This window comes from Salipiger sp. ABF4_146 (genome assembly GCF_056161345.1).
The window spans coordinates 39,458-54,839 of sequence record NZ_JBSWYX010000010.1; the positions used below are offsets into that span (position 1 = coordinate 39,458).

The following is a 15,382-nucleotide window of genomic DNA, read 5'->3' on the forward strand; positions in this document are numbered from 1 at the left end:
TACCGTCACTGGTCACCGGGGCACTCGTTACTAATTCAATCCATTCTGAGAATTCTTGAGAAAATTATTGGGTTTGCGGGGGAGAATTTGCCCTCGCGTTAAATCCGGATGTTCCCGAGCGATTTATTGCAGCGCCAGAGACACGCGCTCGACTCGCGAGCTGTCGCCATTCTGCGCGTTCTGATGCCAACTCTCGCGTGGGGCACCGATCTCGTCGAGCATGGTGCCGCCCGTGGCGATCAGCCCCTCGTCGCCCCATTCCGCCCAAGCCAGCCCACTGGATGTTTGCCGGGTCTCGCGGATTCGCAATTCGCGGCGGCCATCGGCATGAACGATCTCGTATTCGCATTCTCCCAAGGTGCGCGCGCAGCTATAGGGTTCAAAGCGCGTGACATCGCCGCCGGCAGACACGCTGAGCAGCACCGCGCCGCGGGCATCTGTGTAATAGCGTCCAGCGTAGGGCGCATCGCCCGATGCGCCGTCGTAGATGTCGAAGCGGAACAGTCCCTGCACCTCGCCGCGCGCCAGATGGCTGACCACATGGCCCTGATCGTCCTTCATCACCAGCAACGAACCCGGCGCGAAGCGCGCCGTTTCCATCGTGATGTCAGCGTAGAGTGGCGACGCGCAGAGTGCCGCCAGCAGAGTTGTGAAAAATACGCGCATGGCAGTGCGCTCCTTTTCGTTGGGCCCCCACCCAAGATTGAAATGTGAGTTAATTGCGGCCTTAAATCAAATATCAGCCGTGAATTTGCCGTAAATTGCATTCATGTGGATACAGTCCTTTAAATAAAGTCGCGACTGTTTCCTCAATTCGCGGAAATGCGGTGGCCGACGGTTCGGCCGACTCACTTTGCGCGCCAAGATTTTGACAATATTGGTTAGCGGCAGTAGCTGCCAGCGCGATAGCGGGCGGTATCGAAGTGGAAGTGATACTGATGGAACCGGTCCGATTCGGGGCCCAGAACGGTTCCGAAGGGGCCGCAGGCCCCGGTGTGAAGCTGCCGCAGGATCCGGCCACGGCGCCCGCTATCCCAGTGCCGTAGCACCGACAGTTCGCTGCCGTCGCGCAGTGCTATGGCAGAGATGTCGATGGCGCGGCCTTTGCCGTGCTCGCTGATCTTGGCTCCGGGCTGGTTGTTGCGGGCGCGGCAAGCGTAGCTGGCGGCGATGCGCAATCCCTGCACCCCGCCGCCCGTGGTGCCGACGGCGGGCTTCAGAGAATCTTCAACCCACGTCTTCAAAGCGCGGGCGGTGGTGCAGTCGATCGTGGCGCGGCGGCTCAGCGGCAGGCCCGCGACGCTGCGCAATTTCACGGCGTCCTCGATACCGCAGCCGCGGATGCGGCCCGGCAGATCGCCAACGGCGGTGCCCTGCAGCTGCGGATCGCCGCAGACGGCGCCGCGCGCTCTCTCTCGGCGCAGGGCCAGAGCCTTTTCGATCACTTCGGCGCTGCGGCTTAGGGGGCGGAGCGACGTGTCGGTGGCCTGAGGCGAACGTCCGGCGAAGGCGAGGGCAGGGCGCTGCGGCGCGAGGCCGGCCGCCGGGCCCGGCTTGGGGCGATCCAGCGTGCCGGTCTCCGAGGCAGAGACATGCGGGACGGCATGGGCATCGCGGAGCTGGGCGTCGGAGGGGTGTTCGTCGGGACGTTCGACTGGCCGGAGCGATGTTTCGGGGGCGGCACCGAGTGGCGATGCGACAAGCATCAGAACCGTCAGCGCCGCCGCCCGGCGGATCATTTTTCCACCTTCACGCGGCCAAAGTCGGGAGCTTCGGTATCTTGCCCGGCCTGCAGGATGCCGCGGCGAATCTCCCGCGTGCGGGTGAAATAGTCGAACAGCAGGTCGCCGTCGCCGGTGCGGATCGCGCGCTGCAGGGCAAAGAGTTCCTCGGTGAAGCGCCCAAGGATCTCCAGCGTCGCCTGCTTGTTGGTCATGAAGACGTCGCGCCACATGGTTGGGTCCGATGCCGCGATGCGGGTGAAATCGCGGAAACCGGCGGCCGAGAACTTGATCACCTCCTGATCCGATACGCGGCGCAGGTCGTCGGCGACGCCGACCATCGTGTAGGCGATCAGATGCGGCACATGGCTGACCACGGCGCAGACCAGATCATGATGCTCGACATCCATGCGCTCGGTCTTGGCGCCGAGCGCCTGCCAGAAGGTCTCGAGCCGCGCGGTGGCGTCCTCGGAGGCACCATCGGGCACGATCAGGCACCAGCGGTTGTCGTAGAGCGAGGCGAAACCGGAGTCGGGGCCGGAATGCTCGGTGCCCGCCATCGGGTGGGCGGGAACGAAATCCACGCCCTCGGGCAGATGCGGGCGCACCGCCTCGATGACCTCTTTTTTCACCGAGCCGACATCGGTGATCGTGCAGCCGGGCTTCAGATGCGGCGCAATGGTCTTTGCGATCGGCCCCATGGCGCCGACCGGCACGGCGAGGATCACCAGATCGGCGTCTTTCACCGCTGCCGAAAGGTCGTCGACGATCTCGTGGCACAGGCCAAGACGCCGCGCCGTTTCGCGGGTTTCGGCAGAGCGCGCGTAGCCGGTCACATGCGCGTCCATGCCGGCCCGCTTCATCGCCCAGAAGATCGAAGAGGCGATGAGGCCGAGGCCGATCAGTGCGACACGCTGGTAGCTTTGCGCATGGCTCATCGCGCGCCTGCCTTGAACTGCCCCACCAGATGCGCCACGCGGCGGCACGAGGCTTCGTCGCCGACGGTGATGCGCAGCGCGTTGGGCAGCTTGTAGCCGGTGGTGCGGCGCACAATCACACCCTGCGATTGCAGGTATGTGTCGCAGGCCTCGGCTTCTTCTTGCGAGGCGAAGCGGGCGAGGATGAAGTTCGCGGTGGAAGCATCCGAAGACACGCCATGCTCGGCGAGTGCCTCGCCCAGCCATGCGCGCATGCGGGCGTTCTCGGTACGGCATTTCTCGACATAGGCGGTGTCGCGGATCGCGGCCTCGGCGGCGGCCAGCGTCAGCGCGGTGACGTTGAACGGGCCGCGCACGCGGTTGAGCACGTCGATAATCTCTTGCGGGCCGTAGCCCCAGCCGATGCGCATGCCGCCCAGACCGTAAAGCTTCGAGAAGGTGCGGGTCATGAAGACGTTGGGCCGCTCGGTGGCCAGTTTGGCACCGCCGTCATAGCCTTCGACGTATTCGGCATAGGCGCTGTCGATCACCAGAATGGCGTGCTCGGGGATGCCGTTCGCCAGCCGCTCCAGTTCCGCCAGACCGATCATCGTGCCGGTCGGGTTCGCCGGGTTGGCGACAAAGACCAGCTTGGTGCGCTCGGTGCAGGCGGCAAGAATGTTGTCGACGCTGACCACGCGGTCCTGCTCGGCGACCTCGACGGGGGTGGCGCCGGCAGCCATTGCCGAGATCTTGTGCATCGCGAAGCCGTGCTCGGTGTGGATCACCTCGGTGCCCGGACCGGCGTAGGCTTGGCACAGGAACGCGATGATCTCGTCCGAGCCGTTGCCGCAGATGACCCGCTGCGGATCAAGGTCCCACGTCTGGCCGATCGCGTCGCGCAGGCCGCTGTGATCCGAAGAGGGGTAGCGATGCATCTCGTGCACCACGCGCCGCACCGCCTCCTGCGTCGCATGCGACGGGCCGAAGGGGTTCTCATTCGAGCTGAGCTTGATCACGTTCGACACGCCCGACAGATGGGACTTGCCGCCCACGTAAAGTTCGATGTCCATGATGCCGGGTTGCGGTTCGATGCCAGCCATTGCGGTCTTTCCTCAGCTAGGGTGCCGTGTCGTCATAGCGCGGCGCCTTGGCACATGCCAGTGCCCGAAGGCCAGTGCTCGAAGGGGGCGGAGCGGCTTAGACGACAACGTCCATCCGCTGCTGTTCGCCAACCTCGAAGACTCGCTTGTAGCGGGCGATCTCGTCGTCCGGGCCCATCGCCTTGTTGGGGTTGTCCGAGAGCTTCACCGTGGGTTGGCCATTGGCGCTGATCGCCTTGCAGACGAGGCTGAAGGGCGCCAGCCGGTCGTCGGGGGTCAGGCCGCGGAAATCATTGGTGAGCAGCGTGCCCCAGCCGAAGGAGACGCGCACCCGGCCCGAGAACTGGTGATACAGTTCAAGGATCTTCTCCTCGTCCAGCCCGTCAGAGAAAATCACCAGCTTCTCGCGCGGGTCCTCGCCGCGCTCCTGCCACCAGCGGATCGCCGTTTCCGCGCCGGTCGCGGGATCGCCGCTGTCGATGCGGATGCCGGTCCAGCCCGCCAGCCAGTCGGGCGCGTTGCGCAAAAAGCCTTCGGTGCCATAGGTGTCGGGCAGGATCATCCGCAGGTTGCCCTCGTGCTCGCGGTGCCAGTCGGCCAGCACGTCATAAGGCGCGCGCGCCAGCGCCGCGTCATCCTCGGCCAGCGCGGCATAGACCATCGGCAGTTCATGCGCGTTGGTGCCGATCGCCTCAAGATCGCGGTTCTTGGCGATCAGGCAGTTCGAGGTGCCGGTGAACCCGTCGCCCAGCCCCTCGACCATCGCCTGCACGCACCAGTCCTGCCACAGAAAGCTGTGGCGGCGGCGGGTGCCGAAATCGGCGATCTTCAGGCCCGGCTGACCGCGCAGCCGCTCGATCTTTTCCCACAGCTTCGTGGTGGCGCGGGCGTAGAGCACCTGCAGTTCGAACTTGCCCATGTGGTTGAGTACAGCGCGCCCACGCAACTCCATCAGAACGGCGAGGGCGGGAATCTCCCACAGCATCACCTCGGGCCAGCTGCCTTCGAAGGTCAACTCGTACTGGTCGCCGACGCGCTCGAGAAAATAGGGCGGCAGGCGCAGGTTTTCGAACCATTCCATGAAGTCGGGGCGGAACATCTGGCGCTTGCCGTAGAAGGTATTGCCGCGCAGCCATGTGCTCTCGCCGCGCGTCAGGCTGAGCGAGCGGATGTGGTCAAGCTGTTCGCGCAGTTCGCCCTCGTCGATCAGCTTTGCCAGCGGCACATCGGTGGAGCGGTTGATCAGGCTGAAAGTGACCTGCGTTTGCGGGCGGTTGTGGAACACCGACTGACACATCAGCAGCTTGTAGAAATCGGTATCGATCAGCGAGCGGACGATCGGATCGATCTTCCAGCGATGGTTCCAGACTCGGGTCGCGATTTCCACGGCGCACACTCCTCACGGGCAATCGGGCCCTCTGTTACGCGATTGTGACAGGAAGGGCCAAGCGCTTTCTGCCGCTCGGGCAACGGCTTGCGGCGCGGCAAGAGTGGGCGATCAGCCAGCCTCGGTCAGCGTCACGCCCGCGGCGCGCAGCCCGGCGCGCGCGGCGGCCAGCGAACCATCGAAGTCGATGGCGCGGCACAGGTCCATGCGGACCGAAACGTCGAACCCCAGCCGCGCCGCATCCAGCGCCGAGTAGTTGACGCAGAAATCCGTCGCCAGCCCGACCATCGTGAGGTGCGAGATGCCGCGGCTGTGCAGGTAGCCTTCGAGCCCGGTGGGCGTGCGCCGGTCGTTTTCGAAGAACGCCGAGTAACTGTCGATCTCCGGGTTGAAGCCCTTGCGAATGATCAGATCGGCGCGGTCGGTGTTCAACTCCGGATGAAAGGCGGCCCCCTCGCTGCCGATCACGCAATGGTCGGGCCACAGCACCTGCGTCCCATAGGGCATCTCGGTCAGGTCCATCGGCGCCTTGCCGGGGTGGCTGGAGGCAAATGACGAATGGCCCGAGGGATGCCGGTCCTGCGTCAGAACCACGGCGTCGGCGTCATCCATCAGGGCGTTGATCGGCCGCACGATCTCGTCACCACCGGGCACGGCCAGCGCCCCGCCGGGGCAGAAATCATTCTGAACGTCGATGACGATGAGCGCGTGCATGGGCGGGTCTCCGGGACGGTGTGGGCAAGGGTGGTCTGCGTGGGTTTCCACAGGCTTACGCGCCGCGCCGCGGGCCCGTCAATGCTGCGGCAATGCGGCCGCTTGCCCGACTCGGGCCAAGGGCGTAAATCCGCGCGCATGTTCACCGTCTGCGCCCTCTATCACTTCACCCGTTTCGATGATCCCGCCGCCCTGCGCGGGCCGCTGCTGGACCTGTGCCTTGCGCAGAAGGTTACCGGTACGCTGCTGCTCGCCGGGGAGGGGATCAATGGCACCATCGCCGGCCCGCGCGCTGGCATCGACACGGTGCTTGCCCATATCCGTGCGCTGCCCGGCTGCGCCGATCTGGAGTGGAAATTCTCGGAGGCGCGCGAGCGTCCCTTCGCCCGCATGAAGGTGCGGCTGAAAAAAGAGATCGTCACCATGGGCCAGCCCGACGTCGATCCGCGCGCCAAGGTCGGCCATTACGTGGCGCCCGGCGAGTGGAACGCGTTGATCCGCTCCCCCGATGTGGCGGTGATCGACACGCGCAACGACTATGAGATCGCCATCGGCACCTTCGAAGGCGCGGTGGATCCGCAGACGACCTCGTTCCGCGAGTTCCCCGAATGGTGGGAGAAGAACAAGGATCGCTTCCACAACAAGCGCATCGCGATGTTCTGCACCGGCGGCATCCGCTGCGAGAAGTCCACCAATTTCCTGCTGAGCCAAGGGGTGGAAGACGTGTACCACCTCAAGGGTGGCATTCTGAAATACCTCGAAGAGGTGCCCGAGGACGACAGCGCCTGGCAGGGCAGTTGCTTTGTCTTCGACGGGCGCGTGTCGGTTGAGCATGGGCTGCGCGAAGGGCCGCACGAGCTGTGCCATGCCTGCCGCCGTCCGATCCTGCCCGAGGACCGCACGCGGCCCGAGTTCGAAGAAGGTGTTTCCTGCCACCAGTGCATCACCGAGACCTCGGACGACGACAAGGCGCGCTTCCGCGAGCGGCAGAAGCAGATCGCGCTGTCCAAAGCGCGCGGTGAGCGCCACCTACACGCGGATACGCCGGGCGAAGGCCTCTGACTCGGAGCCGCCATGGTGCGGTTGGAACAGATCAGAAGTAACTTCGCACCAGCGCGCCCGAGAGCAGAGACCAGCCGTCGGCGATCACGAAGAACGCCAGCTTGAACGGCAGTGACACGATGGCGGGCGGCACCATCATCATGCCCATCGACATCAGCACCGCTGCGACCACCAGATCGATGATCAGGAAGGGCAGGAATACCAGAAAGCCCACCTGAAAGGCGCGGGCGATCTCGGAGAGCATGAAGCTTGGCACCAGCAGCGAAAGCGGCGCTTCGGGCGCCAGCGTTGCGCCTTGGGTGTCGGGCCGAAGGTCGGCCATGGTTTCGAATGTTGCCGGATCGCAGCGCGCCGCCATGAAGCCGCGAAAGGGCACGAGCGCGCGCTCGGCGGCTTCGGTGATGTCGATCCGCTCGTCCAGCAGTGGCTGCACGCCGACCTGCCACGCGGCGGTGAAGGTCGGCTCCATAACGAAGTAGGTCAGGAAGAGCGCGAGGCTGACGATCAGCATGTTGGGGGGGGACTGCTGCAGCCCCAGCGCCTGCCGCAGGATCGCCAGCACCGTGACGATGAAGGGAAAGCAGGTCACCATGATCGCAAGGCCCGGGGCGAGGCTGAGAAGGGTGATCAGGGCGATCAACTGCAGGCTGACCGCCGTGACAGAGCCGCCCTGACCCAAGTCGACCGTGACGTTTTGCGCCGCCGCCGGATCGGGCCAGAGTAGTAACGTCAGGGGCAGCGCTGCGGCGGCCAGCAGGGCCAACCCGGCATCCGGCATTGCCTTTGGGAAGATCGCGCTGGGCACGGCTCAGCCAGGGCTCTGCAGGTCCGCCACCTCGAGGAGCCGGACCGCAAGTTGCGCCGACTCACCTTCGCCGGTGACCTCCAGCGCGCCGGTGCCGATCAGCCTGTCTCCGACGTAGAGCTCGACCGGATCCTCGAGGCGGCGGTCCAGGGTGAGCACCGAGCCTTCGCCAAGCTTGAGAAGATCGCGCACCAACGGTCGTGCCCGCCCCACCGAAACGGTGATCTCGATCGGAACAGAGGTAAAGGGCGCGCCCGCGCCGCCCGCGGTTGCCTGCTTCGGCGTGCCGTCTGTGGTGTCATCCATGGGCGACGTTCCTCCGGTTGTCATAGGCAAAGCCTTCGACCGCCTGCGTCACCTCCTGCAGAAGGCCGCTGAGATCGATCTGCTGTTCAGTGTCGCCAAAGCGCATGTCGGCCTGCCCCGAGGTGAGCGTCGGGTCTTCCTGCAGGCGCAGGGGAAAGCCGAACTCCTGTTCAAGCAGCGGCGCGACTTGCGCGGCGCTGCCCGGCGCGACGGTGATCACCACCTCGCGTTGGCCGATCTTCTGGGCCATGGTGGTGAGCTGGGCGTGCAAATGTTGGCCCAGCGTCTCGCGCAGGAGCGCTGGCAGAAGGGCGTGCAGCATTTCCTCGAGCAGCGGCGTGACGCCGTCGAGCATTTGGCGGTAGGCCTCGTTGTAGGTGAACGACAGATCCTGCAGATTTTGTGCGAAGTCGCTGGCGATGCGACTGTGGTCCTCCGTCTGCGCCTTGATCGCATCGTCCCAGCCGGCGCGGTAGCCGGTGTCGAAAGACTCCAGTTTCGCTGCTTCCAGTTCCGCCGCGTCGGCGCCGGGCTCAGGCGCGGCAGCCGGTTTCGGAGAAGCCGCAAAATCCTCCAGAAATCCGCGCAAGTTGGTCACTTCGCTTCTTCCTTCTCATCCAGCCAACTGCGCAGGATTTCTACCGTTTCGGTTTTGCGCTCTTCTATGAGGCTGCGCAGGCGGTCCACGGGGTCCTCCTCGGCAGGGGTGTCGAAATCGACCATGCCCATGCCGCCGAAATCTCCGCTGAAATCTCCGCCGCCACCGCCGAGCGCCGGAAGCCCTCCAAAGCCCTCATCTGCCTCGATCTCGCCGCTGAGCGCCTCCGGTGCGGCGCCAGGCAAAGACAGCGGCGTGCTGGCGGGGGCGCCCTGCCCGGCAAGGATCGGGCGGACGACGAACAGGCCGAGGATCAGCGCCACGACAGCCAGAATGCCCATTTGGATGAGGTTCATCGGGTCGAGCGGGAGGGTGAACCATCCCGGCTCGACCGGCCCGGTTCCAAGCCCTTCGGGACGTTCGAAGGGCAGCGAGCGCAGGGTGATCTCGTCACCACGCGCCTCGTCGAAACCGACCGCAGAAGCGACGAGATCGCGCAGCGCGGCCAGCTCGGGATCGGGCAGCGGTACAAAGCTTGAACCGCCATCCGGTGTGGGCTCGAAGCGTCCGTTGACCAGGACTGCCACGGTCAGCCGACGGATCTCGCCCGGCACGCGGGTGACCTCGCGCATGGTCTCGGACACCTCGTAGTTCACCCGTTCGCGTGAGTCGCTGCTTTGACTAGAGGAGTTTTGGCCACCGCCGGCCTCTCCATCCGGCAGGTTCGAGGCGACTGTGACATCAGGGTTGCCACTGTTTTGATTGCTGCTGGTTTCCTCTTGGGTGTCGGTTGAGATCACCACACGGCCTTCGGGATCGAACAGCCTTTCGCGGATCGATTCGCTTTCCGTCACCGTGTCGACGCTGACCTCGACCACGGCGTTGCCGGCGCCGACCCGTGCCTCGACAAGGCGCTGCACGCGGTCGCGCAACTGCAGAGCGCGGTCCTCGGCACTGGGGCCGGCACCGGGTTCTTCCTCGGACCCGATGAGCCCGCCGGCACCGTCGATGACCGCCACCTCTTCAGGCACCAGACCGGGGACGGCGGAGGCGACGAGATAGCGCAGCGCGCGCGCCTGCGCGGGGGTGATGGCCGCACCGCTGGCTGTGACCGAGATCGAGGCGCTGGGGGTGACATCGCGCTGGAAGGGGTTGGCGCTGGAATTGGCGATATGCACGCGCGCGGTGGCGACATAGGGGTTGGCGACGATGGTGCGGGCCAACTCGCCTTCCTTGGCGCGCCAATAGGCCGCATCAAACATCTGCGACGTGGTGCCGAAGCCGGAGAGCGTATCGAGCAGTTCGTACCCCTGATTGCTGTTGGCGGGCAGCCCCTCGCTGGCGAGTGTCATGCGCAGCGCGTCGCGTTGCGTGTCGGGGACGAAGATGGCGCCGCCGCGCACGTCGAACGTGACACCGCGGGACTCCAGCGCCTCGACGACCTCTCCGGCGGCACCATTCTCCAGTCCGGCGTAGAGCAGCGACATGGTGGGCGTTCCAGCGAGCCGCGCGAGGCCGAGGACGGCCAGAACCATGGCCAGAGCGGCACCGATTGCAACCGCGCGGCGGCGCGGCGTCAACGCATTCCAGACTGTGGCGAATTGCTCCAATCCTGCCTCCGTATTTCGAGCCCGGTTTCGACTTTCATATCCGGCCCGCGATGCCTGTCATTTCGGGCGCAGCCCCACCGGGGGTCTGACCTTCGGGCACAGTCTGTTTGAACGATCAGGTTTAAGAATCGGTTAGCCTCTCCCGGTCTATAAACGGGCAAGCCAGACGTGAGGTGTGCCATGACCGACGCCACCGCCGACGCGGCCGGCGAAGAGGAAGCGCCGCGAAAAAAGGGCTCGAAACTGCCTTTGCTCATCGGCCTGCTGCTGGCCCTGCTTGGCGGCGGCGGCGGCTTTTACGCGGCCTTCTCGGGGATGCTCCCTTTCGGTTCCGCGCATGCGACGGCACAGGATGCGGAGCATGGAGGGGCCGAACATGGCGGCGAGGGCGGGGGTGATGGACATGGCGCTGGAAGCGACACGGGCCTTGGCGGCTTGGGCGGCGGCGTCGCCTTTATCGAATTGCCGCAGCTCATCGCATCGCTTGGGCCGGTCTCGGCGCTGCACCATCTTCGATTCACCGCGCAGTTGGAGGTGAGCCCGAGCCGTCAGGCGGAGGTCGAGCAACTGATGCCGCGCATCCTCGATGTCCTGAATACCTATCTGCGTGCGCTCGAGCCCGGTGATGTCGAGGCGCAGGGCGCGCTGATCCGGCTGCGCGCGCAAATGCTGCGCCGCATTCAGATGGTCGCCGGAGAGGACCGCGTGCGTGACCTTCTCGTGACCGAATTCGTATTGAACTGAAAGGGTCTGAGATGGACTTGATCGCTGATATTCTGCTGGTAGCCGGGGCGCTTGGCGCGGGATTCTACTGCTTTATCCTGTCGCGCAGGCTGACCCGGTTCACAGATCTCGAAAACGGCGTAGGGGGGGCAGTGGCAGTGCTTTCGGCGCAGGTTGACGATCTGACCCGTTCGCTCGACGCGGCGCAAAAGGCGGCCGGTAATTCTGGTGCCGAGCTGACGGACCTGACCGGGCGCGCTGAGCAGGCGGCCCAGAGGCTGGAGCTGCTGATCGCTTCGCTGCACGATCTGCCAGAAGATCAAACTGACGTGGGGCGGGCTGGCGGTGAGCGGGCCGCTGCTGGCGCGGAGCCTGTGTTCCTGAGGCACTCGCGCAGCGGCGCAGCGTGATGAGGGGGCTTTTGCGCAGGCTGCCCGGCGGTGGGCGCGCAGGGCGTGGCAAGGGCGTACTTGCGGTGATCGGCGCGTTGCTGATCGCTTCTGCGGTGGTGCGTCTGGGTGTGGGCGCTGCGCTTGCTCTCGACAATATGCCGGCCGAGACCTCGGGCCCAGCCGAAACGACCGGTGGCCACGCGGAGGTGCAGGCGGGCCATGATGCCGCGCCCCCCGGTGTCTGCGTCGGTGAGGAGGACTTGGCCCCGGCGCTCGAGGCACTGCGGGCGCGAGAGGCGCAGGTGACACAGCGCGAAGAGGACCTCCGCAGCCGGATGCAGGCCCTGCGCGTGGCCGAGGCGACGATCGACGAAAAACTTGCTGCCATGCAAGAGACCGAGGAGCGGCTCCGATCAACGCTCGCCATCGCAGAAACCGCGGCGGAGGAGGATGTCGCGCAGCTCACTCAAGTCTACGCCAATATGAAACCGCGCGAGGCGGCGGCGCTCTTCGCGCAGATGGAACCGGATTTCGCCGCGGGCTTTCTGGGACGCATGCGGCCCGATGCCGCCGCGGCAATCCTGTCGGGAATGGACCCGCAGGCGGCCTATACCATCAGCGTGATGCTCGCCGGGCGCAACGCCAACGCTCCGAAGCAATAGGGGCGCCGGTGATGAGTGAGCGTCTCGGGTGACGTGAGCAGAGCCCAAGGGCGACGCTGAAGTTCCCGCGCGCCCATCGAGAGGCTGATGGGCGGCGCGGCATTCTTGTCGGTCACGCCAGATTGCTTCTGGAGCGATTCCGGGTGACCCGAAGCCCGCCTTATTTTGACGCGGGCAATCTTGTGTTCCGTCGTAGCGGCCGCTCAGAGCCGAACCCCGCGCAGGGCGGGGCAAATACCCCTACCCACTGCACTGCGCGCGGCGGACGGGTCAGACCTTGGCGGCGGGCACTTTGTTGGCAAAGGCTTCGATCTGTGCCGCGGGCAGCGCACCGGACTGCCGCGCGGCCTCGCGTCCCTTGCCAAAAGCGATCAATGTGGGAATGCCACGGATGCCGAATTTCGCCGACGCGCGCTGATGCTGCTCGGTGTTCAGCTTCACCAGTCGCGAGCGGCCTTTCAGCGCCGCTGCGGCCTTGGAATATTCCGGCGCCATTATCCGGCAGGGGCCACACCACGGTGCCCAGAAATCCACCACTAGTGGCACTTCGTCGGTCCGGATCGCCTTTTCGAGCGTGGCATCGTCAATGTCACGCGCCTTTCCGTCCATCAATCCAGCACCACAGGTCCCGCATTTCGGTCCGGAGGCAAGTCGGTCTTGCGGGACGCGATTGGTCTGGCCACAATCAAGGCAGACAAGCTTGACCATTTCGTGATCTCCATACATTCGTTTCATATGATATGTGTTCTCTGCGCAATCGTGACAATCCCCTTGGCCGTTTCCCATTGAATTCATGTCCCGTGACACCACAATCCCCAATGCTCGAAGACAATCCTAGAGAGGTGCCCATGATCACCCGCCGTACATTCGTCACCACGGCCACCGCGGGGGCGGCACTTGCCACCGCAGCTCCCGGCTCCGCCTTTGCGCTGGAACGCAGGTTTGAGCCGCAGTCCGTCAGCATTCGTCAAGATCTTGCGCCAGAACAGATCCTGATCATGCCGCGGGCGCATTTCCTCTACTACGTCACCGCGCCGGGGCAAGCGCTGCGCTACGGCGTCGGCGTCGGCAAAGCCGGCCTTGAGTTTACCGGCGAGGCGGTGATTCAGGTGAAGAAGGAATGGCCCACTTGGCGCCCGACCAACGACATGATCGAACGCGAGCCGCAGACCTACGCACGGTTCAAGGACAATGATTATGTGCAGCCCGGCGGGCCGCAGAATCCGCTTGGGGCGCGGGCGCTCTACCTGTTCCAGAACGGTCGCGACACCTTCTTCCGCATCCACGGCACCACCGCCCCCGACTCCATCGGACGGTCGGTTTCGAACGGCTGTATCCGTATGCTGAATGAACATGTGATCGACCTTTACCAGCGCGTGCCGATCGGCACGAAAGTCACCGTGCTCTGACGCGGTTGGCCCTGCTGGGCTTTTTGTTCGAAATATGAAGTTTCGCCCGGTGAAGCACGGGGCAGGCGGCGGTCTCTAGCGGGGCCGCCGCTGTTCAATTTGGGCTATTGAAGGGGGTAACTCCGCGCAATTGCCGCATTTCCACAAGACCGTCGCCACATTCGAGCCCGAATCCGCGGGCAAAAATTCCCTTACACCATTCGGCCTCTGGCAACCGAGGCCCGTTTTGCGAAGGGTACGAATATGGCGATTGTGGCGCTTATGGCCGGCAGCATCTTCGGATTTCTCTGTGGTCTCTTTTCGTGGCTCTTCCTCGACACGTCGCTGCTCAACGCGATCGGCCTCTATTTCTCGGTCAGCCTCGTGGCGGGTACGCTTCCGCTCCTCTTCGCAACCTTCTTGGGCAAGGGCCTTCAGCACGGCGCCGCCGAAGCGCTCCGCTCCTGAACCCATCAAGAGCCGTCCGGAGATAGATCGAGCGGTTTGCGTCTGGACGTCTGGGTCGAGACGGCCTCTTAACCCTTCAACCTTCTTCACGTTCGTGGCTTTGCGGCAAATGCCCGTGCTGCCTCAGTCGTCGCCCGTCTCGGTGATCAACGCCTCGACCTGCGGTCCCAGTGCGTCGATCACACGCTGCACGCCTTCGGCATTAGGGTGAATGCCATCGTCCTGCATCACCGCAGACATATCGGCAGGCATCTCGCCATCCTCGCGCAGCCCGGCGAAGAAATCCTCGAACAGCAACGTGCCGTATTCCTCGGCGAGATCGGGGTAGATCGCGTCGAAGTCCGCCTTGTAGTCGGGCCCGTAATTGCCGGGGGCGCTCATGCCCACCAGAAGCACCGGCAGATCGCGCGCCTGCGCCTCTTGCAGGATGCCCGCAAGGTTTTCGCGCGACACCGCAGGGTCGATCCCGCGCAGCATGTCGTTGCCGCCCAACGTGACGATCATCGCGTCGATCTCGGGCGTCAGCGACCACGCCACCCGCGAGAGGCCGCCCGCCGTGGTGTCGCCCGAGACGCCACCGTTGACGATGGTCACGTCGTGGCCGCGCTCGCTCAGCCAGCTTTGCAGTTGTGGCACCAGCCCCTCTGCCGCCGGCAAGCCGTAGCCCTGCGTGAGACTGTCGCCAAGGGCCAGAACCTCGGTCGCGAGGGCCGGAGCCGGAAGTGTCAGAAAAGTGAGGCAAGCGGCAGCCTTGCTGAGCCGGGCAAAGCCCCCATATGTTTCCGAACGCGCCATTTTTCGCAAAGGCCCTTTCGATGACCGATCCTGTAATTGCCCTCAATGATGTCACGCTCAGCCTCAAGGGCAATGCCGGTCCGGTCGAAATCCTTCACGGTATCTCGATGCAGGTGCAGCGCGGCGAGACACTGGGGCTGATCGGCCCGTCCGGATCGGGGAAAAGCTCGCTGCTCATGGTGATGGGCGGGCTGGAAAATGCCACCAGCGGCGGTGTTGAGGTGCTTGGGCAGGACCTGACCGGTATGGACGAGGACCGCATGGCCCGTTTTCGCCGCGATCACATGGGCGTGGTGTTCCAATCGTTCAACCTTATCCCGACGATGACCGCGCTCGAGAACGTTGCCACGCCGCTGGAACTGGCGGGCCACAAGGATGCTTTTGCTCGCGCCGAGGCGGAACTGGAGCGGGTGAACCTTGGCCACCGCGCCGGGCACTACCCGTCGCAAATGTCGGGCGGCGAACAGCAGCGCGTGGCGCTGGCCCGCGCCTCTGCGCCGCGGCCACAGATCTTGCTGGCCGACGAGCCCACCGGCAACCTTGATGGCAGCACTGGGCAAGCGATCATGGATTTGCTGTTTGGTCTGCGCGATGAGCACGGCGCAACGCTGGTGCTGGTGACCCACTCGAACCAATTGGCGCAGCGCTGCGACCGCGTGGTACGGCTGACCGATGGTCGGGTCGATGCTGCGCATGGGCTGAGCGCGGAACGCGCGGCGGAATGAGGGCGT

19 protein-coding genes are annotated in these 15,382 nt (G+C 64.9%); 7 read left to right on the forward strand and 12 right to left on the reverse strand.

The features are described 5' to 3' along the window. Positions 1-123: 123 nt before the first annotated feature. The 6 genes from ACXAJT_RS15235 to pncA all read right to left on the reverse strand — a co-directional run bounded on the left by ACXAJT_RS15235 (position 124) and on the right by pncA (position 5,842). Positions 124-666 (reverse strand): hypothetical protein, encoded by a 543-nt coding sequence (locus tag ACXAJT_RS15235; protein WP_475236557.1) that lies wholly within the window; start codon positions 664-666, stop codon positions 124-126. A 215-nt stretch (positions 667-881) separates the two neighbouring features. Further along, complete coding sequence (locus tag ACXAJT_RS15240) at positions 882-1,739, reverse strand: extensin-like domain-containing protein (RefSeq protein ID WP_475236559.1); 858 nt, start codon at positions 1,737-1,739, stop codon at positions 882-884. Beyond that, positions 1,736-2,659 carry a prephenate/arogenate dehydrogenase family protein gene (locus ACXAJT_RS15245; protein ID WP_475236561.1) on the reverse strand — a complete coding sequence of 308 codons (924 nt, stop codon included), beginning with the start codon at positions 2,657-2,659 and terminating at the stop codon, positions 1,736-1,738. Before ACXAJT_RS15245 ends, ACXAJT_RS15240 begins: the two co-directional genes overlap by 4 nt. Further along, positions 2,656-3,741, reverse strand: coding sequence for a histidinol-phosphate transaminase (gene hisC, locus ACXAJT_RS15250; RefSeq protein ID WP_475236563.1), 1,086 nt, complete (start codon positions 3,739-3,741; stop codon positions 2,656-2,658). Before hisC ends, ACXAJT_RS15245 begins: the two co-directional genes overlap by 4 nt. 97 nt (positions 3,742-3,838) lie before the next feature. After that, on the reverse strand, positions 3,839-5,128 hold the full coding sequence (pncB, locus tag ACXAJT_RS15255; protein ID WP_475236566.1) for a nicotinate phosphoribosyltransferase: 1,290 nt from the start codon (positions 5,126-5,128) through the stop codon (positions 3,839-3,841). Positions 5,129-5,239: 111 nt separating this feature from the next. Next, the gene (pncA, locus tag ACXAJT_RS15260; RefSeq protein WP_475236567.1) at positions 5,240-5,842 is read right to left on the reverse strand and encodes a bifunctional nicotinamidase/pyrazinamidase; all 603 of its coding nucleotides are present in this window, start codon (positions 5,840-5,842) and stop codon (positions 5,240-5,242) included. A gap of 138 nt (positions 5,843-5,980) precedes the next feature. Between pncA and trhO the strand changes: the two genes are divergently transcribed. Beyond that, a complete protein-coding gene (gene trhO, locus ACXAJT_RS15265; RefSeq protein WP_475236568.1) occupies positions 5,981-6,904 on the forward strand; it encodes an oxygen-dependent tRNA uridine(34) hydroxylase TrhO in 924 nt (307 codons plus the stop codon). A gap of 31 nt (positions 6,905-6,935) precedes the next feature. Here trhO and fliP read toward each other — a convergent pair whose 3' ends face one another. Genes fliP through fliF form a run of 4 tightly spaced genes read right to left on the reverse strand, consistent with a single transcriptional unit; the run spans position 6,936 to position 10,223 of the window. Next, positions 6,936-7,682, reverse strand: coding sequence for a flagellar type III secretion system pore protein FliP (gene fliP, locus ACXAJT_RS15270; protein ID WP_475236947.1), 747 nt, complete (start codon positions 7,680-7,682; stop codon positions 6,936-6,938). Positions 7,683-7,712: 30 nt separating this feature from the next. After that, positions 7,713-8,015, reverse strand: coding sequence for a FliM/FliN family flagellar motor switch protein (locus tag ACXAJT_RS15275; RefSeq protein ID WP_475236570.1), 303 nt, complete (start codon positions 8,013-8,015; stop codon positions 7,713-7,715). Beyond that, positions 8,008-8,613, reverse strand: a complete 606-nt coding sequence (locus tag ACXAJT_RS15280) for a FliH/SctL family protein (RefSeq protein ID WP_475236571.1) — start codon at positions 8,611-8,613, stop codon at positions 8,008-8,010. Before ACXAJT_RS15280 ends, ACXAJT_RS15275 begins: the two co-directional genes overlap by 8 nt. Next, the gene (fliF, locus tag ACXAJT_RS15285; protein ID WP_475236573.1) at positions 8,610-10,223 is read right to left on the reverse strand and encodes a flagellar basal-body MS-ring/collar protein FliF; all 1,614 of its coding nucleotides are present in this window, start codon (positions 10,221-10,223) and stop codon (positions 8,610-8,612) included. Before fliF ends, ACXAJT_RS15280 begins: the two co-directional genes overlap by 4 nt. A gap of 180 nt (positions 10,224-10,403) precedes the next feature. Between fliF and ACXAJT_RS15290 the strand changes: the two genes are divergently transcribed. The 3 genes from ACXAJT_RS15290 to ACXAJT_RS15300 are packed head-to-tail and all read left to right on the forward strand — an operon-like array spanning position 10,404 to position 12,000. Further along, positions 10,404-10,967: a flagellar basal body-associated FliL family protein gene (locus ACXAJT_RS15290; RefSeq protein ID WP_475236574.1), complete on the forward strand. Its 564-nt coding sequence runs from the start codon at positions 10,404-10,406 to the stop codon at positions 10,965-10,967. An 11-nt stretch (positions 10,968-10,978) separates the two neighbouring features. Continuing rightward, complete coding sequence (locus tag ACXAJT_RS15295) at positions 10,979-11,356, forward strand: hypothetical protein (protein ID WP_475236576.1); 378 nt, start codon at positions 10,979-10,981, stop codon at positions 11,354-11,356. Further along, positions 11,356-12,000, forward strand: coding sequence for a MotE family protein (locus ACXAJT_RS15300; RefSeq protein WP_475236578.1), 645 nt, complete (start codon positions 11,356-11,358; stop codon positions 11,998-12,000). The genes ACXAJT_RS15295 and ACXAJT_RS15300 overlap by 1 nt, the downstream gene beginning before the upstream one ends. A 270-nt stretch (positions 12,001-12,270) precedes the next feature. Here the strand turns inward: ACXAJT_RS15300 and trxC are convergent, their stop codons facing one another. Continuing rightward, on the reverse strand, positions 12,271-12,708 hold the full coding sequence (trxC, locus tag ACXAJT_RS15305; protein WP_475236579.1) for a thioredoxin TrxC: 438 nt from the start codon (positions 12,706-12,708) through the stop codon (positions 12,271-12,273). A 140-nt stretch (positions 12,709-12,848) separates the two neighbouring features. Here trxC and ACXAJT_RS15310 point away from each other — a divergent pair, with 140 nt between their 5' ends. Beyond that, positions 12,849-13,409: a L,D-transpeptidase gene (locus ACXAJT_RS15310; protein ID WP_475236580.1), complete on the forward strand. Its 561-nt coding sequence runs from the start codon at positions 12,849-12,851 to the stop codon at positions 13,407-13,409. 243 nt (positions 13,410-13,652) lie between these two features. Further along, positions 13,653-13,856: a hypothetical protein gene (locus ACXAJT_RS15315; RefSeq protein WP_475236582.1), complete on the forward strand. Its 204-nt coding sequence runs from the start codon at positions 13,653-13,655 to the stop codon at positions 13,854-13,856. A gap of 123 nt (positions 13,857-13,979) precedes the next feature. Here the strand turns inward: ACXAJT_RS15315 and ACXAJT_RS15320 are convergent, their stop codons facing one another. Further along, positions 13,980-14,651 carry an arylesterase gene (locus ACXAJT_RS15320; RefSeq protein WP_475236583.1) on the reverse strand — a complete coding sequence of 224 codons (672 nt, stop codon included), beginning with the start codon at positions 14,649-14,651 and terminating at the stop codon, positions 13,980-13,982. 20 nt (positions 14,652-14,671) lie between these two features. Between ACXAJT_RS15320 and ACXAJT_RS15325 the strand changes: the two genes are divergently transcribed. Then, positions 14,672-15,376 carry an ABC transporter ATP-binding protein gene (locus tag ACXAJT_RS15325; protein WP_475236584.1) on the forward strand — a complete coding sequence of 235 codons (705 nt, stop codon included), beginning with the start codon at positions 14,672-14,674 and terminating at the stop codon, positions 15,374-15,376. Positions 15,377-15,382: the final 6 nt, after the last annotated feature.